This window comes from Frigidibacter albus, from assembly GCF_009908165.1.
GTDB lineage: Bacteria > Pseudomonadota > Alphaproteobacteria > Rhodobacterales > Rhodobacteraceae > Frigidibacter > Frigidibacter albus.
The window spans coordinates 59,942-78,055 of the sequence record NZ_JAAAUC010000009.1 but is presented as its reverse complement, the minus strand read 5'-3'; the positions used below and the strand labels follow the sequence as shown (position 1 = coordinate 78,055).

The window sequence follows — 18,114 nt, the reverse complement described above, 5'->3', positions numbered from 1 at the left end:
AGCAAATGTCGAGCATTCTGACGAATACCAGCGCGATGGTCGCGCTGCAGACGCTGAAAGGCATCAACTCCGCGCTGGCCAAGACCCAGGCCGAAATCTCCACCGGCAAGTCGGTGGCGAGTGCCAAGGACAACGCCGCCGTCTGGGCGATTTCCAAGGTGATGGAATCGGACGTGAAGGGGTTTTCCGGGATTTCGGACAGCCTTGCCTTGGGCGAGTCCACCGTGGCTGTGGCACGCAAGGCCTCGGAGCGGATCACCGACCTGCTGACCGACATGAAGGGCAAGATCGTCGCAGCGCAGGAAAGCAACGTGGACCGCGCCAAGCTGCAGACCGACATCGACGCATTGGTGGACCAGATCGAATCGGTGGTGGGTGCGGCGCAATTCAATGGCCTCAACCTCGTCGATGGCTCCTCGACCGCGGATGTGCAGATCCTGTCGTCGCTGGACCGCGATTCCAGCGGGGGCGTCTCGGCAGCGCAGATTGACGTCGCGCGGCAAGACCTCGGCACCGGAGGCTATACATCGAAGGGTGTTCTCGCGGGCTCGGTGGGCGTGTCGACGGATGCCGATGCGGCTTCGTTCTTCCTCGACAAGGACGATACCACCGGCAAGGCCCTGGTGATTAACTCGGGCACCGACGCCTTCGCGGCGGGCGACTCGATCTCTGTGCGTGTCGGCAACCGCGAGGTGAGCTACACCGTGACAGCGCAGGACGTCGCCTCGACCACGCCCGACGACATGGTGGCCGTCGGCTTGAAGAACGCCATTGATGCCCTGGGTATCACCGACCTGCAGGTGGACTACGACTCGGATAGCCCGGGCACGTTGACCTTCCTCGTGGCTGACGGGGATGACGCGGGCACCGACGACGAGATGGATCAGGATCTGACCATCACCGCCCAGTTCAAGAACGCGAATTCCGGCGGCCTTGGCGAGCTTGCCACGATCAACGTGACCACCTCGGCAAACGCCGCGGTCGCGCTTGGCAACATCGAGACCCTGATCCAGACCGCTGTGGACGCCGCCTCTGCCTTCGGTTCGGCCGAGTCACGCATCACCACTCAGGCGAACTTCATTTCGGACCTGACCGATGCGATGAAGACCGGGATCGGCTCGCTGGTCGATGCCGACATGGAAGAGGCCTCGGCCCGCCTGCAGGCGCTGCAGACCCAGCAGCAGCTGGGCATCCAGGCGCTGTCGATCGCCAACCAGCAGCCGCAGAACATCCTGGCCCTGTTCCGCTGATGACGGCCGGGGGCGCCGGAACAGGTGCCCCCTTTCCCCGCGGCCGGGCCGCGATCTGACGTCAACAGCCACAGGAAGGGTTTCCCGTGAACGCCGCCAATCTGGCCAAAACGGCCTATTCTGCCCCCGACCAGCCGACGCGCACCCTGCGCGGCACCGAATACGAGGTCTTCGCCCGCGTCACCCATCGCCTGAAGGCCGCGCAGGCCCTTGGCGATGCCGGCTTCGCCTCGCTGGCCCGCGCCATCTATGACAATCGCCGGCTGTGGACGCTGCTCGCAGCCGATGTTGCCGATCCCGGCAACCAGTTGCCCGCGCCGCTGCGCGCCCAGATCTTCTATCTTGCCGAATTCACCAACCTGCACTCCTCCAAGGTGCTGGCCGGCACCGCAACGTCCGAGGTTCTGATCGACATCAACACCTCGATCATGAAGGGCCTGCGCCAGAACGGCGGCGAGTCATGACCGGGCTGGTATTGAAGCTCGCCCCCAAGGAGCGGGTGCTGATCAACGGCGCGGTGATCGAGAATGGGGACCGCCGATCGCGGCTCGCGATCATGACGCCGAACGCCCATATCCTGCGGCTGCGCGACGCGGTCCATCCTGAGGAGGTGACAACGCCGGTGCGGCGCGTGTGCTACATCGCGCAGCTGGTGCTGTCCGGGGACGCCGATGCCGGCGAGGCGCGGATGCAGCTTCTGCGCGGCATCGAGCAGCTGAGCCAGGTGTTGACCGACCATGACAGCCGCGCCCATCTGACGATGGCGACGACGGCGGTGCTGGAGGACCAGCATTACCAGGCCCTGAAGGCGCTACGCTGCCTGCTGCCCCGCGAGGAGCGGCTCTTCGCCGCCTCGCGGACATGAGCTTTGCGCCGGTCGTGCCCTTCGGCGGTTTCGCCGGCTGGTCCTTCCTGACCCGCACGATGGAGGCGCAGAAACAGGCCTTCACCGGGCAGGCCAGCGTGCAGCGCGACACTGACTATTTCCGCGAGAAGATCGGCAGCGTGAAGACGGCCGAGGACCTCGTGTCGGACCGCCGCCTGCTTCGGGTGGCGCTCGGTGCCTTCGGGCTTCAGGATGACATCGACAGCCGGTTCTTCATCCACAAGGTGCTGTCCGATGGCACGCTCGACACCACGGACCTGGCCAACCGTCTGTCCGACAAGAGCTATTATCAACTGGCCAGCGCCTTCGCCTTCGACCTTGCGACACCCGGAACCCAGGTCTCGACCTTCGCCGATGGCATCATAGCCGCCTTCCAGGACCGCCAGTTCGAAGAGGCGGTGGGCGGCGTCAATGGCGACATGCGCCTTGCGCTGAACGCCCGGCGCGAGCTGGCGGATCTGGCGGGCAGGCAGAGTTCCGAGGATACGAAGTGGTTCACCATCCTTGGATCGGCCCCCCTGCGCAGCCTGTTCCAGACCGCCTTTGGCCTGCCGGCCAGCTTTGCCGGCGTCGACCTCGACCAGCAGCTTGGCACGATGAAGGACCTGGCGGAGCGCTATCTGGGCAGTGACAAGGTGGCGCAATTCGCCGAGCCGGAGCGGGTGGATGACCTCATCAAGCTGTTCTTGCTCCGCGCGCAGGCGCGCGAGGTCGCCAGCCTCAGCGGCGGGGCCGTCGCCCTGAGCCTGCTGCAAAATGCGCAGTCCGGGAGCCTGCTGTCGCGGTTGGCATAGGGGTAGAATTGCGGGTCGCCGGACGGCTGCAAAGGCTGGACGCCGAAGCCTTGCGTGCGGGGGACGGGCCGGCCCTTCAAGATCGGGGCATCGTGGGTCGGCATTGCGCCATTCGCCTCTCGCAGGCCCGCACCTCGCAATCTCGCACCTCGCAATCTCGCAATCTCGCACCTAGCACCTAGCACCTCGCAATCTCGCACCTCGGCCCGCAGGGAAGCATCTGCTTTCAAGGGCTGGAGCAAGCCTGACTTGCACCATGCTCCGGTGGCCATGTGCCCCTTCAGGCGCAACCACGGGAACTCTGGCGCTTCACTTCGGGCGGGCGAGACATGGCGGTCTTCGCGGCAGTGACGCACAAGGCGCCGTCACCCCGGCCACCGTGCAGGCCGACACGCCTCTGGTGCCGGACCACGCGGCTTCGCGCCCGGGCATCCCCGCCGATCCACAGCCGCTACAAGCGCGACGCAACCGGCCCGGCGCGGCCCGGATGGCGCGCCTCCGGCACGGCCGCGCCCGCGAGGCACTCCTGCAGCCGCGCAAAGCTGGCGTCGACGCCGCCCTCGCCATCCGCCGCCAGAAACCCGTCCAGCGCCGGCCAGACCCGGATGGCCGCGTCGATCAGCGCATCGCTGCCGGTGGCGTAAAGCCCCGCCTGGATCATCATCTCGGCGCGGTCATAGGCGCCGAGCAGCCGCCGCGCCTCGGCGATCAGCCGGTTCTCCTCATCGCTCGCCGCCGCGGGCAGCGAGCGCGAGACCGAGCGCAGCAGATCGATGGCCGGGAAACGTCCCCGCTCGGCAATGGCGCGGTCCAGCACGACATGGCCGTCGAGCACGCCGCGCAGGATATCGGCCACCGGCTCCTCCATGTCGGACCCGGCAACCAGCACCGAGAAGACGGCGGTGATGTCGCCAGAGCCCTCGCGCCCCGGCCCCGCCCGCTCGGCCAGCGACATGATCTGATGCGAGGTCGAGGGGGGGAAACCGCGAAGGGTCGCGGGCTCGCCGGCGGCCAGCGCGACCTCACGGTGCGCCTCGGCGAAGCGGGTGACGCTGTCGGCGAGCAGCAGCACATGGCGGCCCTCGTCGCGGAAATGCTCGGCCACCGCCATCGCGGCCCAGGCGCAGCGGCGGCGGACAAGCGGCGACTGGTCCGAGGTGGCGGCGACGATCACCGACCGCGCCATCCCCTCTGGGCCGAGCACGGTTTCGACGAATTCGCGCAATTCGCGCCCGCGCTCGCCGACCAGCGCGATCACCACCACATCGGCCGCGACCCCGCGCGCGAACTTGCCCAGGAGCGAGGATTTTCCCACGCCGGAGCCGGCAAAAAGCCCGATCCGCTGGCCACGCACCAGCGGCAGCAGCGTGTCGAAGACCGCAACCCCCGTCGGCAGCCGCGGCCCCAGCCGGCCGCGCTGCGCGGCCGGCGGCGGGGCGGCGTGCAGCGGGCGCTCCACCGGGCCGCGACGCAGCGACCGCCCGTCCAGCGGCAGGCCGGAAGGATTGACGATGCGGCCGATCCACGCTGCGCAGGGCGCAATGCGTCCCTGCCCGGTCAGCTCCACCGGGTCCTCGAGCGCGACGCCATCCGGCGCGCCATCGGTCAGTACCGTCACTGCCTCTGGCGCGAGGGCCAGCACCTCGCCAGCCAGCATCCGGCCGCTGGCGCAGAGGATGCGCACCCCGTCGCCCTGTGCGGCATGGGGGCCGAGGCCGCGCACCAGCACGGTACCGCGCAAGGCCGCCGCCACCCGCCCCACCGGGCGCACCTGCGCCACCGCGGCGATCTCTGCGCAAAGCCGTTCAAGTTCTGCAAATGCCATCCCGTCCTCGCTTTGTTCATGAAAGGTTTTCTAAACGAATCGGAGTTAAGGCTTGATTGAAAGCTCGGAGGAGAAGCCCCGATGTTCCAACAGCCCGAGATCATGCGCATGGCGCAGGCGATGGCGTCGCATGCGGCACAGCGCCAGAATGCGGTGGCGCAGAACGTCGCCAATGCCGATACGCCGGGCTATGCCGCCCGCGATCTTGCGCCCTTTGCCGAAACCTATGCGGCCGAGGGTATGGCCCTGCGCCAGACCAGGCTCGGGCATCTGGGCACAGAGGGCAGCCCTGCCGCAGGGCTGATCCCGCGCGAGGGTCCCGGCACCCGCTCCCCCAATGGCAACTCTGTCTCGCTGGAAACCGAGATGGTGAAGTCGGTCGAGGTGAAGCGGCAGCATGACCTGGCCTTGACGCTTTACAAGACCTCGCTCGGGGTGCTGCGCACTTCGCTCGGCCGCGGCTGAGGGGGCACAGGATGAGCGATTTCACCAACGCCCTCGCGCTGTCAGCCAGCGGAATGCAGGCTCAGGCGATGCGCCTGCGCCATGTCTCCGAGAATATCGCCAATACCGACACCCCCGGCTACCACCGCAAGACCGCCCCTTTCGAGGAGCAGGTCGAGGGCGGGCGCCGCACCGGGCTGGTGACGCTGGGGCCGGTCGATCTTGACCGGTCGGAGCTGGCGCAGATCTACGACCCCGGCCACCCGCTGGCCGATGAGAACGGCTACCACGACGGCTCGAATGTCGATCTGGTGGTCGAAATTGCTGACGCGCGCGAAGCGCAGCGCAGCTACGAGGCGAATCTCAGGATGTTCGATCAGGCCCGGCAAATGTCGGCAAGCCTGCTCGATCTCCTGCGCCGATAGGGCAAGGAGGGATCCAGAATGGACGTGAGAACCTCTTTCGCCGCGCAGGCCTATGCGCAGTCCCGTCCGGCCACGGCTCCACAGCCGGGGCCGGCGGGATCTGCGGCAGAGGGTGGGTTTGCGGGCTATGCCAAGGACTTTGCCGCAACGCTGAAGGCTGGCGAGGACACCGCGAAATCCGCGATGATGGGCGGCGCCGATCCCCACGCGCTGGTTCAGGCGCTGGCCGCGACGGAGCTTGCGGTGGAGACCGCGGTGACGCTGCGCGACAAGGTGGTCGAGGCCTATCAGGAAATCCTGAGGATGCCGGTATGACGATGGATGACGCCGTCTTCTTCGACACGCTGCGCCAGGGGCTGTGGATCGCGGTGCTGATCTCGGCCCCGCTGCTGGGGGTGGCGCTGGTCGCGGGGATCGCGGTCGGCCTCTTCCAGGCGCTGACCTCGATCCAGGAGATGACGCTGACCTTCGTACCCAAGGTCGGGCTGATGCTGGCGGTGTTCTGGGTGTCGATGTCCTTCATGTCCGAGGCGCTGGTGTCGTTTTTCGCCACGCGCATCATCCCTTTGATCGCGGGGGGCTGAGCGATGGACAATGCCGGCTACACCACACTGAACCGCCAGTCTGGCCTGCTGGCCGAGATGCAGGCGGTGGCGAACAATATCGCCAACCTCTCCACCACCGGCTTCCGCAAGGAGGGGGTGATCTTCGCCGAGCATGTGGCGGCGCTTGGGGGCGATGAGCCCTCGCTGTCGATGGCCCATGCCAGCGCCCGGATCGTGGACCTGACGCAGGGCCCGCTGACCAGGACCGGCGGCAGCTTCGATTTCGCCATCGAGGGCGAGGGGTTCTTCCTGATCGAGACGCCTGAGGGCAACCAGCTGACCCGCGCTGGCAGCTTCACCCCCTCGGCCGAGGGCGAGCTGGTCACCCCCGACGGCCACCGCCTGCTCGATGCCGGGGCGGCGCCGGTCTTCGTGCCGCCCGGCGCCGGCTCGGTCGCGCTGGCCGCCGATGGCACGCTGTCCACGGACGGCGCGCCGGTCGCGCAGATCGGCCTGTTCGTGCCGGCCGACCCGAACGGCCTTCGGCACCGCGGCGGCACAAGGTTCGACGCCGAGGCGGGGGTGGAGCCGCTGGAGGGCGCCGTGATCCTGCAGGGCTATGTCGAAAATTCCAACGTCAACGCGGTGACCGAAATCGCCCGGATGATCGAGGTGCAGCGCGCCTATGAGCTTGGCCAGACCTTCCTTGACCGAGAGGACGAACGCATCCGCGGCGTCATCTCGGCCCTCAGCCGCTAGGAGCCCCTCATGCGCGCCCTTCAGATCGCCGCCACGGGCATGAGCGCCCAGCAGATGCGGGTCGAGGTGATCTCGAACAACCTCGCCAACATGTCCACCACCGGCTACAACGCCCGCCGCGCCGAATTTGTAGACCTGCATTACCAGCAGGCGGCCCGCCCCGGCACGATCAACGCCACCGACGGCACAGTGCTGCCCACCGGCGTACAGCTTGGCCTTGGGGTGCGGGCGGCGGCGGTGTCGGTCAACATCGCGCAGGGTTCGCTGTCGCAGACCAATGGCGATCTGGATGTCGCCATCGAGGGCGCCGGCTATCTCGAGGTGACGCTGCCCTCCGGCGCCTCGGGCTATACCCGCGATGGCGGGCTGAAACGCTCGGCCGACGGGCTGATCGTCACCTCCGACGGGTATGAGGTGGTGCCGGGCATCACCATTCCCGCCGATGCCCGCAGCCTCTCGATCAATGCCTCGGGCGAGGTCTATGCCTATTTCACCGACCGGATCGAGCCGGAGCTTTTGGGCCAGATCACCCTCGCCGGGTTCACGAATGAGAAGGGGCTGGAGGCGATCGGCTCCAACCTGTTCCTCGAAACCGCTGCCTCCGGCCCCGCGCTGGTGTCAGCCCCGGGCGAAGACGGGCTCGGCACCCTGCGACAGGGCTATCTCGAGGACAGTTCCGTCGATGCCGTGCGCGAGATCACCGAGCTGATCGAGGCGCAGCGCGGCTATGAGCTGAACGCCAAGGTCATCACCGCCGCCGACCAGATGCTCGGCGCAACCGCGCAGGTGCGCTGATGTTCGGGCGCGAAATCTGGCTGCTGATCGTGGCGCTGCTGATGCTGGCCACCGGAGCGCGGGCCGAGATGCTGGTTGCCGCCCGCACGATCCGCGCGCAGGCGCTGATAGGCCCCGCGGACCTCGCGCGGGCCGAAGGCACGATGCCCGAGGCCTTCGCCGACCCCGCCGTTGTGCTGGGCCAGGAGGCGCGTGTAGCGATCTACGCGGGCCGGCCGATCCTGGCCGGCGATATAGGCCCGCCCGCGCTGGTCGAGCGCAACCAGACCGTGACGCTGGTCTATCGCCGCGGCGCGCTGACCATCCTTGCCGAAGGCCGCGCCCTCGGCCGCGGCGGTGCCGGCGACAGCCTGCGCGCCATGAACATCGCCTCGCGCACCACCATCACCGGCCGCGTCGCCGCCGATGGCACCGTGCATGTGGGCTCCTGACAGATGAGGACCAAGATGCGCCTGACCCCTGCCCTGCTGCTGCTTGCCGCGCTGCCCGCCTGCGCCCGGCTGGAAAATGTCGGCCGCGCGCCGGATTTCACCCCGCTGGAGGGCAGCGGCGAGTATTATGCGATGTCGGGGAGCAGCTTCCCCGAAAGGACCGACCGCCCGATGCCGGCCGATGGCGCGTCGCTCTGGTCCGGCAACCGCGAGTCGCTCCTGGGCGACCGGCGCGCCATGCAGCGCGGCGATATCCTGACCGTGGTGATCGAGATCGACGATCAGGCGCAGATCACCAATTCCACGGACCGCAGCCGCAGCGCCTCGGAAGAGATGGGTATTCCCAGCCTCTTCGGCATTCCGCAGCGGCTCGACCCCGAACTGCCCGAAGGCGCGACCCTCGCCGATGCCGTCTCGGGCGGCAGCAGTTCCAGCTATCAGGGCGACGGTTCGGTCAGCCGCCAGGAAAAGCTGACGTTGCGGGTTGCGGCGACTATCACCGAGCGGATGCCGAACGGCGTGCTGCGGGTGCAGGGCAGCCAGGAGGTGCGGGTGAACAACGAGATCCGCGAGCTGCTGGTCGCCGGCTTCGTGCGGGCCGAGGATATTTCGCGCCAGAACGAGGTGACCTATGACAAGATCGCCGGGGCGCGGATTTCCTATGGCGGACGCGGCCAGATCACAGATGTGCAGCAACCCCGCTATGGACAGCAGGTCGCCGATATCCTGCTGCCGATGTAGCCGATGCTGCGCAAGTTGTTGCCTATCTTGCTGGCGCTTGTCGGCCTCGGTGCCGGGCTGGGTGCCGGGATCGCCCTGAAACCCGAACCCGAGGGCGAAACCTCCGGCGCCGAAGAGGTCTGCGCGCCGCCAGCAACGGCGGAGCACGACGCCCCGGCCGGCGAAGAGGAGGTGACCCATGACTATGTGAAGATGAACAACCAGTTCGTGGTGCCGGTGGTCGAGGGTGGCCGTGTCTCCGCACTGGTGATCCTGTCGATCAGTCTCGAGGTGAAGCTGGCCACCGGCGAGCAGGTCTATCAGCGCGAGCCCAAACTGCGCGACGGCTTCTTGCAGGTGCTGTTCGACCACGCCAATGCCGGCGGCTTCCGCGGCGCATTTACCGAAGCGAACAACATGACCGTGCTGCGCCATGCTCTGTTGGAGGTCGCGCAGAAAGTGCTCGGGCCGATGGTCAGCGATGTGCTGATCGTCGATATCGTGCGGCAGGACAGCTGAGGGGCTGCATGTCCGGGGGCGGCCCCGTGCCCCTGGCGCAGGCGGACTGCCGCATGCGATCGGCGCATGCCATGGGCGCTGGCACGAAGGCCGCTCCCACGCCGACAGCCATCTGCCCTTCCTGCGAAGCCTCGGCCGCCGGAGGGGCAGCTTCCCATCGGGCTGTCGCGCAGGCCACAGCTGTCTTGCGCTGACACGCTCACTCCTGTCGTCGGGCGGTCCGTTGCCTCAGGCGCTCTGCACGTTGGTCGGCGGCCAGCCGGTCCAGCACATCGCGCCGACCCTGAGCGGTTGCAGCGGCGGCGCGCGCCTCGAGCCAGATCGCGGTTTCGCGGGCAAGCTTGGGGTTGAGCGCGGCCTTGCGGGCACGGATCCAGTCCTGGAAGTGTTCGGTGCAACCTTGCAGCACCGGCGAGCCATCACGTCGCGCGGCCTCCTGCGCCTCGGCCTGCGCGGCATTGAGTTCGGCAAGCGCCGCCAGCGTGTCCGCGCGGGCGGCGCCGGCATCGCGCAGCACCTGCAGCCGGCGGTCTCGCTCCAGCGCCGCCAGCCGGGCAAGGGCCGAAATATCCCGGGCGCGGCTCATCCGCCGCTCCTGTCGCCGCCCCAGCGGTCCCGGGCGCGGCGACGCATCGCCTCGGCGAAGCGGATCGCCGCGGCGACGGCCTTGTACTGGTCGGGGCGGATCTCGCGCCCGATCTCGACCGTCGCAAAAAGCGCGCGGGCGGTCGGCGGATCGGAATGCAGTGGCACGCCGGCCTCGGCCGCAGCCGCCCGGATCCGCGCTGCGATCTCGTCCACGCCCTTGCCCACGCAGACCGGCGCCCGGCCGCTTCCGCGCTCCCATTTCAGCGCCACGGCGAAATGCGTGGGGTTGACGATCACCACATCCGCGCGGGCGACATCGGCGAGCATCCGGTTCATCGCAATCTCGCGGCCACGCTGGCGGCGCCGGCCCTTCATATGCGGATCACCCTCACTGGACTTGTACTCCTCGATCACCTCCTGCCGGGTCATCCGCAGCCGCCGCAGCCGTTCGGCCTGTTGCCAGAGGATATCGGCGAGCCCCATCACCAGCGCGATCCCCAGCACCAGCACCAGGAAATCCACCAGCAGATCTGCCAGCAGCGCCCCCGACATCGCAGCCGGCAGGTTCTGCGATCCTAGGATCGCCGGCATCCGGCTTGCCAAAAACAGGCCGAGCAGCACAGAAACCAGCGCGAGTTTGACAAAGCTCTTGCCGAATTCGAACAAGCCGGCGCGTCCGAACTTCTGTGCGGCATTGCCGATGGGCGAAATGCGCTTGAGATCGGGCATCAGCTTGTCCGGGGCGAAGACGATGCCGCGCAGCGCCAGCAGCAGCACCAGAACCGCCAGCATCGGCGCCGCGAGCCAGGGCAGCGCGGCAAGGCCAGCGCTGGCGATCAACCCGCCAACCGGGCCTGCCTCCCCCGCAAGCAGCAGCGGCGCCAGCCGGTCTGCCTGCCCCAGCAGCACCATTCCGGTGTCGCCAAGCGCCGTCACCGTCATGCTGCCAAGCGTCACTGCCGCGAGAAGGATGCCGCCATAACCGGCGGCCACGTTCAGTTCCGGCGCACGCAGGATGTCGCCGCGGCGGCGGGCATCGTCCAGCCGCTTCTGCGTTGGTTCGTGGTCCTTTTCGCCATCGTCCGGCGCCTCGCTCATCGCGGCACGTCGAAGGGGGCGGCGAGGAAGGCCTGGAATTGCTCCTGCCACAGCGCAAGCGCCGAGGGCAGCCCCAGCGCCAGCAGAACCAGCCCGCCCGCGGTCAGCGCCGGGGCGCCGACGAAGGCGACCATCAGCTGCGGCATCGCCCGGTTGATGACCCCAAGCGCGACGTTGTAGATCAGCGAGGCGATCACGAAGGGCGCCGCCAGCGAGAAGGCCAGCGCGAAGGCCCGCGCCACGTTGCCAAGGCCCCAGCCGAGGATGTCCGCCGCGGCCGGAAAGGCCCCCGCCGGCAGCGCCTGATAGGACAGGATCAGCGCCTCGGCCAGCCGCACATGCAGCCCCGCCATCACCGCCAACGCGAGCCCGCCCACCGTCAGCAAATGGCCCATCGCCGCCTGCGGCTCCACCCCCGAGCCCGCGAAAAGCTGCGAGAGCGATGTCGCCTGTGCCGCAATCGCCCCCGCCATCTGCAGCACCAGCACGAACAGCCGCAGCACGAGGCCGAAGGCCAGCCCGGCCAAAGTTTCCGTCAGCAGATAGGGCGCGATCAGGCGGCCGGCTGCGACCACCGGCTGCACCTCGCCCGCAACGGCCGGGAAAACCACGGCGGTGAAGGCCAGCGCCATCGCCAGCCGCACCCTTTGCGGCAGCGTCTGCTCGCCAAAGGCCGGCAGTGCCGCCATCGCCGCCCCGACGCGCAGGAACACGATGAAGGCCGCGAACAGGCCGTCCGCCGCCAGATCGAGGACCGGCTGCAGCAACCCGGTCATGCCGGCACCATGCCCACGAGCGCCGGCCGTGCGTCGAGCCCGATCTCGTCGAAGCTCAGCACCGGCGCCGCGACTCCCTTGGCCCCCAGCACCGTCTTCAGGAACCGCCGCCGCCGCGCCGAGGTGACCAGCGCGGGATAGGTCCCGCTCTCGCCGGCGCGGGCGATCTTCTCGGCCACGTTCATCGCCAACCGGTTGAACTTGTCGGGGGGCAGCGCGACGTCACTTTGCCCGCGCTCGCCCTCGATCTGATAGGTGGTGAAGGTCTCCTCCCATTCCGGGGCAAGTTGCAGCAACGGCAGGGTGCCATCGGCGCGGCGCAATTCGGCCACCAGCTGGAAGCCGAGGCGGCGGCGGACATGTTCGCACACCGCCTCGGGCCCGCTGCTGCCCCGCGCCTCGGCGATGGATTCCAGGATCAGCGGCAGGTTGCGGATCGACACCCGCTCCTCCAGCAGCAGCCGCAGCACCGCCAGCAGCAGGTCCACCGGCACCTTCTCGGGCACCAGCTCCTCGATCAGCCGACGGTTCGAGTCCGCCCGCGCCGGGTCCGACAGGCGGGTCATCTCATCGAGCAGCCGGCGCAGGGCCTTCAGCGTCATCAGCCGCGGGAAGTTGCGCTTGATGACCTCGAGGAGGTGCGTCGCCAGCACCTCCGTCGGCCCGACGACGGTCGAGCCAGCCAGTACCGCGTCCTCTTGCAGCGCCGGCGGCAGCCAGCGCGCCGGCGCGCCATAGACCGGCTCGCGCACCTCTTCGCCCGGCGGCAGAAGATCGCGGTTGTCGGCCAGCAGCGCCAAGACTTGGCCGGGCAGCAGCCGGTCGCGGGCCTGCTCGGCGCCCTGAATGCGGATCCGGTAGCAGCCGGGATCGAGCCCGCCATCGTCGGTCAGCCGGATCTCGGGCAGGATCAACCCGTAAAGCGCAGCCACATGGTTGCGCATATTGCCGATCCGCGCATCGAGCCCGGTCGCCGGATCCAGCACCATGCCCACAAGGTTCGGCGCGAATTCTACATGGATGTCGTCGAGGTCGAGCAGATCGCCAAGCGAGCGCTGCGCCAGTGTCGGCGTGGCCGGGGCCTCTGCGCGCAGGGCCTCTGCCGCGCGGCGGACGGTGCCCCTTTGCACCCAATAGGCGGTGGCCCCCAGGATCAGCCCGCCCGCCATGAACGGCACGAAGGGCAGCCCCGGCACCAGCCCGAACAGCGCCATCAGCACCGCCACCGTGGTCAGCGCGGCCGGATAGCGTCCAAGCTGGCGGAAGAAATCGATATCCGCCGCGCCCTTGGAGCCGCCCCGCGACAGCAAGATCGCGGCGGCGATGGAAATGATGACCGCCGGGATCTGGCTGACCAGCCCGTCGCCCACCGTCAGGATCGCATAGGTTTCCAGCGCCTGCCCGATCGGCATCCCGTGCAGGCTGACCCCGATCACCAGCCCCATCACCAGGTTCAAGAGCGTGATCAGCAGCCCCGCCACCGCATCGCCCTTGACGAATTTCGAGGCCCCATCGAGCGAGCCGAAGAAGGTGGTCTCGGCCTGTTCCCTTTCGCGACGCGCCCGCGCCTCGGCATGGTCGATGGCGCCGGCGTTCATGTCGGCGTCGATGGCCAGCTGCTTGCCGGGCATCGCATCGAGGGCGAAGCGGGCGCTGACCTCGGCCATTCGCCCCGCGCCCTTGGTGATGACGATGAAGTTGACGATCAGGATCACGCAAAACACCACCAGACCGATCAGCACCGACCCGCCCATGATGAAATTGGCAAAACCTTCAATCACATGGCCCGCGGCGGCGGTGCCGGTGTGGCCCTGCCCGACGATCAGCTTGGTTGACGAGATGTTCAGCGACAACCGCAGCATCAGCGAGGCGAGCAGGATCGTCGGGAAGGCCGAGAAATCCAGCGGGCGTTCGATGAACAGCGTCACGGTGAAGATCAGGATTGCCAGCGCGAAGGAGATGGCAAGGCCGGTATCCAGCACCCAGGCCGGCATCGGCAGGATCATCATCACGATGACGGCCATCATCGCCAGCGCCAGCAGGACGGTCGGCTGGAAGACGGTCTTGAGCGTGAGTTGCGGCATCACCCGCCCTCGTCGGGGGGGGCGTCAGGTTCGGGCGCCGCGTCCGTCAGCGGCGGCTGCGTGGCGGCAAACAGACTTGCACCCGCGCCATTGCCGATGGGAACGAGCGAGCCAAGCCCCGCCCCGCTGCCGGCCTGCAGCAACGGGAAGCGGTTCACCCTCGGCACCACCGGCCGGAACGGCTCTGCCGCGGCCAGCACGATATCGGGAATCTCGGGCACGCCGCCCAGATCCTGATGCCGCAGGCCTGCGCGGAACCTGTCGAAGCGGGCGGCATATTTGTCCGCAAACTCTGGCGTACGGGAATGATAGGCCCCGGCCGCTGCGGTCCAGTCGCCCTTCTCGGCGTGGAGGGTTCGCAGGAACGTCGCCGCATAGCGCGCATTCGCCAACGGGTCGAACATCTGGTCGATCGAGGAGAAATTCTCGCCATGCCATTTGTAGTTGATCTGGAAACAGCCGACATCGAAGCTGCGGGCGCCCCGCTTGAAATGGCCATAGACGAAGCTGCGCGCCTCGTCCTCGGTCTCGAACCAATGGCCGGCCCCTTCCATGTTGACCGTCCAGGGCCAGGGCCGCATCTCGCCGCCGCGCTTGCGCCCGGTCTCGGTCAGCGAGATCGCCTTCAGCACCGAGACCGGCACACCCATCTGCTGCGCGGCCTGCTCGGCGGCCTGCTCGCAGACGAGAGAAAGATCAGCCGGGCTGGCCAAAGCAGGCACCGGGCACCCGAGGGCGCACAGGGCCGCGACAAACCGGATCGCCCGATGGAGGAGATGTATTTGCACAGGGCCCCGCTGCAATTCTTGCTGCTGCCCTCACGCTAGGCGCCAGGAGTTGAGAAACGGTAACCGCCGACCTCAAGATCAGCTGCCGGAGCTTGAAAGCTCCGGCAGCTGAATTCCCGGCGCCGCGTCTCCAGGCCCGGGCAAGGCGCCCGGCACAGTCGTGACCGGCCCGGGGGCTGCCAGCAGCGCGGACCAGGCGTCCCGCGCGGCGCGGCTTGCCTCGAGCAAGGCCTGAGCGCCGGCAAGGCTCACCGGATCGTCGGGGGCCGGGGACGCCTCGGTCCCGGTCGTGTCCTGCGGCGGATCCAGCGCCAGCACCGCGCGCTGCGGCTCGGTACCGCTGCCGCGGACCGCCTCCAAGTCGCCGGCGCGCCACTGCTCGGCCACTGCCCGCTCCGGCAAGCCGGCTCGGCGATAGGCCTCGGCGGCAGCGGCGTGATCGCCCGCGAGACCAAGGGCCTCGGCGCGCAAGGCCGCGGGTCCGGCGCCTACCATGCCTGCCAGCAGCGCGAGCGCCTGACCGGTGTCACGCTCAATCAGCGCAGCGCGGGCGGCGATCATCCGTCCCTCCGCAACCATGCGGGCTGGGCCGAGGGCCAGGCTTGCCTCGGCGGCAAAGCCAGCGTCCAGCAAGCGCCCTGCCACATCCAGCCGCAGATCGACGGGCGGATCGGCGCGGTCGAAGAGGTCCCGGTCCGCGAAGTACCGAGCGAGGAAAACCGCGTCGTCGGGCCAGTCGGTGAGCATCCGGGCAAGTTCGCGCGCCACGACCCGCCGCTCCTCCGCGGCCCATCGCGGCCCGGTCCGCGCCAGTTCCTCGCTTGCCGCGGCGAAGGCGCCGGTCGACGCCAGCCCGAGCACCTGCGCCCGCGCCAGCGGCTTGCCAAGCGGCGAGTCCCGATGCTCGAAGGCCAGCGCGGCGGCGGCCGCGGTCAGCGGCGGCGGTACCGGCCTGCCCTCGGCCAGATGGGTGTCGATCAGCAGGATCAGCGCCTCTGGGCCAAGCGGGCCATCATCCTCGATCACCGCCCCAAGCGCGGCCTCGGCCCCGGCGCTGTCACCCCGGGCAAGATCGAGCCGGGCGTCGATCATCTGCAGCCCGGGCCCGTGATCGCCCGCCGCCCGCAAGATGGCGTCACGGATCGCGCGGGCGGTATCGGGCGCGCCGGCCTCGATGAAGCGTTCCACCAGACCGGGCCCCAGCGCCCGGCGCAGATGCAGCGGCAGCGCTGAAAAAGCGCGCAGCACCGCGCCATGATCAACCGTGGCGCCGGGCGTGATCCGAGGCTCGGCCATCACCGCCCAGAGCGCGGCGGCCGTGTCGCAATCCGCCATGCCTGCAAGCGGACCGGGTCGGTCCGCGTGTCCGTCATCAAGTATCTCTGCAAGCGTCAGCAGCAGCGCCGCGCTGTCGCCCTTCAGCCCGAAGGCCGCCGCAGTCGCCCGCGCCTCGGCCCCGAAACCGTGGTAGAGGTAAAGCTTGACCGTCCGCTCCACCGCCGCCGGATCGGGCTGGTCGAACTCGCCCAGCAGGCTTGTCTGCGCATCGGCGAGCTGTTCGGAAAAGGCGCGGTCATCGCCCCAGGCGGCGATATCGACGGCCGTGGCGGGCAGGCAGGTCTCGCCTTCAGAGGTTACGCCGGGCTTCTCGGACTGGTCCGCCATCGCTCGGTCGATGCTGGTTTCGGAGTGGACGGCAAGATGGCCGGCCGGATCGGACGGCGCGGCAGGGGCCGCCTCGGCCATCTTCGCGGCAGCGGGCGCTGCCTGCCCGGACGGCTCCGGGCCTTCGGCCGCGCTCTGCGCAGCGCCGTCCTCCTCGACTGGCGCTGCATCGGCCGAGGGCACGACCAGCGCCCTTGGGTCCGGCACGTCGATCTCGACCAGCCCCTGCGCCGCCGCGCGCCCAAGCTGCATCATCAGATCCGCCTCGGCCTGCACCACCCGCGGATCCGGCAGGCTGGGAGCAAGGGGCGACACGGCCGGAGGCGGGGACGCGTCGGACCCGTCCGTCGCAAGGCCACCGCCCCAGAACAGCTCGAGCCGCGGCGGCGGCCGGGCGGCCGGGCGATAGCTGGTCCCTGCAGGGGCAGAGGCCAGCACGGGCGCCGATTGCGGTTCGACGGGGTCCTCGAAGCGCGACCCTGCGGGCGGCGGCCCGGCGCGGATGTCGATCACCAGCGAGCGCGTCTCGGTCTCGAAGGCGATGGCATGGTGATTCTCTGCCACGCGCAGGCGCAGGGTGGACTGCCCCGCATCCTCGAGGGACAACAGCCGGGTTTTCGGGATCAGCCGATACACCTGCCCGGTGTCGAACCCTGCCCCCTCAAGCGCAAGCCGCAGCTCGTACTCCGAACCCGCGCGGCCAAGCGTCCAGGAGCCACCTTCGGGCAGATCGTCCAGCACCAGACGCGAGAAATTGGCGTGCTCGCCCGAGCGCAGGCGGAACGTCTCGGCCGCCGCTGGCCCCCCAGACAGCCCTAGCAGCGCGATCAGCCAGGCCAGCGCGGCACCCCTCATGCCGCCTCCTGCTTTACCGCCTTCAGCGCCTCTTCCAGTTCGGAAAAGCTTGGACGGATGTGATGGGGCGTGTTCTGCCGCCCAACCTCGATGCAGATATTGGTGGCGTGCTGGTGCAGGTTCGCCACCAGCACCTCGCGGATCAGGTTGTAGAAATGCGCGTCCTCCTCGACGACCGTCTTCACCTTCCCCGCGAAGGGGCCGACGAAGCCATAGGCGAGGAACACCCCCAGAAACGTGCCGACAAGCGCGCCGCCGATCATCTTGCCCAGCACCTCGGGCGGCTGGTCGATGGAGGCCATGGTCTTGATCACCCCCAGCACGGCGGCGACGATGCCAAGCGCCGGCAAGCCGTCTGCCACCGTCTGCAAGGCGTGGCTGGAATGCAGCGCATGGTGCAGGTTCGCCTCCATCCGCTTGTCGAGGACCTCCTCCACCTGATGCGGGTCGTCGTAGTTCATCGAGGCAGAGCGCATCGTGTCGCAGATCAGGTCGATGGCCTCGTGGTCGGTGAGAATCTTGGGATATTTGCTGAAGATCGGCGAATTGGCCGGCGCCTCGATATGTTCTTCAATCGCCACCGGGTTTTGCCGGGCGAGCCGGATCAGCTCGAACAGCAGGCACAACAGGTCGCGGTAATCCTGCGGCTTCCATTTCGGGCCCTTGAACACCTTGCCGACATCGCGGGCTGTCTGCTTGACGCCCGCCATGTCGTTGGACAGCGCGAAGGCGCCAATGGCCGCGCCAAGGATCATCGCCATTTCATAGGGCAGCGAGTGGAGGATGATGCCCATCTTGCCGCCGGCCGCGATATAGCCGCCGAAGACCATGATGAAGATGATGGCGATGCCGGCGATTCCGATCATG

General features: G+C 68.6%; 21 protein-coding genes. 13 read left to right on the top strand and 8 right to left on the bottom strand.

Annotated elements, in window-relative coordinates; genetic code table 11:
* The first annotated feature begins 5 nt into the window (after positions 1 to 5).
* From GVY41_RS14475 to GVY41_RS14460, 4 genes are all read left to right on the top strand, one after another.
* Positions 6 to 1,250 carry a flagellin N-terminal helical domain-containing protein gene (locus tag GVY41_RS14475; RefSeq protein WP_161347688.1) on the top strand — a complete coding sequence of 415 codons (1,245 nt, stop codon included), beginning with the start codon at positions 6 to 8 and terminating at the stop codon, positions 1,248 to 1,250.
* Between the two features lie 86 nt (positions 1,251 to 1,336).
* Entirely contained in the window at positions 1,337 to 1,714 is a 378-nt protein-coding gene (flaF, locus tag GVY41_RS14470; protein WP_161347689.1) for a flagellar biosynthesis regulator FlaF, read from the top strand.
* Positions 1,711 to 2,115, top strand: a complete 405-nt coding sequence (flbT, locus tag GVY41_RS14465) for a flagellar biosynthesis repressor FlbT (protein WP_161347690.1) — start codon at positions 1,711 to 1,713, stop codon at positions 2,113 to 2,115. Before flaF ends, flbT begins: the two co-directional genes overlap by 4 nt.
* On the top strand, positions 2,112 to 2,930 hold the full coding sequence (locus GVY41_RS14460) for a DUF1217 domain-containing protein (protein WP_161347691.1): 819 nt from the start codon (positions 2,112 to 2,114) through the stop codon (positions 2,928 to 2,930). Before flbT ends, GVY41_RS14460 begins: the two co-directional genes overlap by 4 nt.
* A gap of 451 nt (positions 2,931 to 3,381) precedes the next feature.
* Here the strand turns inward: GVY41_RS14460 and GVY41_RS14455 are convergent, their stop codons facing one another.
* Positions 3,382 to 4,755 carry a FliI/YscN family ATPase gene (locus GVY41_RS14455; protein WP_161347692.1) on the bottom strand — a complete coding sequence of 458 codons (1,374 nt, stop codon included), beginning with the start codon at positions 4,753 to 4,755 and terminating at the stop codon, positions 3,382 to 3,384.
* Positions 4,756 to 4,836: 81 nt separating this feature from the next.
* On the opposite strand from GVY41_RS14455, the gene GVY41_RS14450 reads away from it, so the two are divergent.
* Genes GVY41_RS14450 through GVY41_RS14410 form a run of 9 tightly spaced genes read left to right on the top strand, consistent with a single transcriptional unit; the run spans position 4,837 to position 9,393 of the window.
* Complete coding sequence (locus GVY41_RS14450) at positions 4,837 to 5,220, top strand: FlgB family protein (protein ID WP_161347693.1); 384 nt, start codon at positions 4,837 to 4,839, stop codon at positions 5,218 to 5,220.
* A gap of 11 nt (positions 5,221 to 5,231) precedes the next feature.
* On the top strand, positions 5,232 to 5,624 hold the full coding sequence (gene flgC / locus GVY41_RS14445) for a flagellar basal body rod protein FlgC (RefSeq protein WP_161347694.1): 393 nt from the start codon (positions 5,232 to 5,234) through the stop codon (positions 5,622 to 5,624).
* 18 nt (positions 5,625 to 5,642) lie between these two features.
* Positions 5,643 to 5,939 (top strand): flagellar hook-basal body complex protein FliE, encoded by a 297-nt coding sequence (gene fliE, locus GVY41_RS14440; RefSeq protein ID WP_161347695.1) that lies wholly within the window; start codon positions 5,643 to 5,645, stop codon positions 5,937 to 5,939.
* 2 nt (positions 5,940 to 5,941) lie between these two features.
* Positions 5,942 to 6,208 (top strand): flagellar biosynthetic protein FliQ, encoded by a 267-nt coding sequence (locus GVY41_RS14435; RefSeq protein ID WP_161347780.1) that lies wholly within the window; start codon positions 5,942 to 5,944, stop codon positions 6,206 to 6,208.
* A gap of 3 nt (positions 6,209 to 6,211) precedes the next feature.
* Entirely contained in the window at positions 6,212 to 6,928 is a 717-nt protein-coding gene (locus GVY41_RS14430; protein ID WP_161347696.1) for a flagellar hook-basal body complex protein, read from the top strand.
* A gap of 9 nt (positions 6,929 to 6,937) precedes the next feature.
* Positions 6,938 to 7,723 (top strand): flagellar basal-body rod protein FlgG, encoded by a 786-nt coding sequence (gene flgG, locus GVY41_RS14425; protein ID WP_161347697.1) that lies wholly within the window; start codon positions 6,938 to 6,940, stop codon positions 7,721 to 7,723.
* Positions 7,723 to 8,154, top strand: a complete 432-nt coding sequence (flgA, locus tag GVY41_RS14420; RefSeq protein WP_161347698.1) for a flagellar basal body P-ring formation chaperone FlgA — start codon at positions 7,723 to 7,725, stop codon at positions 8,152 to 8,154. The genes flgG and flgA overlap by 1 nt, the downstream gene beginning before the upstream one ends.
* Positions 8,155 to 8,169: 15 nt before the next feature.
* On the top strand, positions 8,170 to 8,895 hold the full coding sequence (gene flgH / locus GVY41_RS14415; RefSeq protein WP_161656911.1) for a flagellar basal body L-ring protein FlgH: 726 nt from the start codon (positions 8,170 to 8,172) through the stop codon (positions 8,893 to 8,895).
* A gap of 3 nt (positions 8,896 to 8,898) precedes the next feature.
* Complete coding sequence (locus GVY41_RS14410) at positions 8,899 to 9,393, top strand: flagellar basal body-associated FliL family protein (RefSeq protein WP_161347700.1); 495 nt, start codon at positions 8,899 to 8,901, stop codon at positions 9,391 to 9,393.
* Positions 9,394 to 9,592: 199 nt separating this feature from the next.
* Here GVY41_RS14410 and GVY41_RS14405 read toward each other — a convergent pair whose 3' ends face one another.
* The 7 genes from GVY41_RS14405 to motA all read right to left on the bottom strand — a co-directional run bounded on the left by GVY41_RS14405 (position 9,593) and on the right by motA (position 18,113).
* A complete protein-coding gene (locus tag GVY41_RS14405; RefSeq protein ID WP_161347701.1) occupies positions 9,593 to 9,979 on the bottom strand; it encodes a hypothetical protein in 387 nt (128 codons plus the stop codon).
* Positions 9,976 to 11,079 (bottom strand): EscU/YscU/HrcU family type III secretion system export apparatus switch protein, encoded by a 1,104-nt coding sequence (locus GVY41_RS14400; RefSeq protein WP_161347702.1) that lies wholly within the window; start codon positions 11,077 to 11,079, stop codon positions 9,976 to 9,978. Before GVY41_RS14400 ends, GVY41_RS14405 begins: the two co-directional genes overlap by 4 nt.
* Positions 11,076 to 11,855 carry a flagellar biosynthetic protein FliR gene (locus GVY41_RS14395; RefSeq protein WP_161347703.1) on the bottom strand — a complete coding sequence of 260 codons (780 nt, stop codon included), beginning with the start codon at positions 11,853 to 11,855 and terminating at the stop codon, positions 11,076 to 11,078. Before GVY41_RS14395 ends, GVY41_RS14400 begins: the two co-directional genes overlap by 4 nt.
* Positions 11,852 to 13,939: a flagellar biosynthesis protein FlhA gene (gene flhA, locus GVY41_RS14390; RefSeq protein WP_161347704.1), complete on the bottom strand. Its 2,088-nt coding sequence runs from the start codon at positions 13,937 to 13,939 to the stop codon at positions 11,852 to 11,854. Before flhA ends, GVY41_RS14395 begins: the two co-directional genes overlap by 4 nt.
* The gene (locus GVY41_RS14385; RefSeq protein ID WP_308421089.1) at positions 13,939 to 14,661 is read right to left on the bottom strand and encodes a transglycosylase SLT domain-containing protein; all 723 of its coding nucleotides are present in this window, start codon (positions 14,659 to 14,661) and stop codon (positions 13,939 to 13,941) included. Before GVY41_RS14385 ends, flhA begins: the two co-directional genes overlap by 1 nt.
* A 144-nt stretch (positions 14,662 to 14,805) precedes the next feature.
* Positions 14,806 to 17,247 carry a hypothetical protein gene (locus tag GVY41_RS14380; RefSeq protein WP_161347705.1) on the bottom strand — a complete coding sequence of 814 codons (2,442 nt, stop codon included), beginning with the start codon at positions 17,245 to 17,247 and terminating at the stop codon, positions 14,806 to 14,808.
* On the bottom strand, positions 17,244 to 18,113 hold the full coding sequence (gene motA / locus GVY41_RS14375) for a flagellar motor stator protein MotA (protein WP_161347706.1): 870 nt from the start codon (positions 18,111 to 18,113) through the stop codon (positions 17,244 to 17,246). The genes GVY41_RS14380 and motA overlap by 4 nt, the downstream gene beginning before the upstream one ends.
* Position 18,114: the final 1 nt, after the last annotated feature.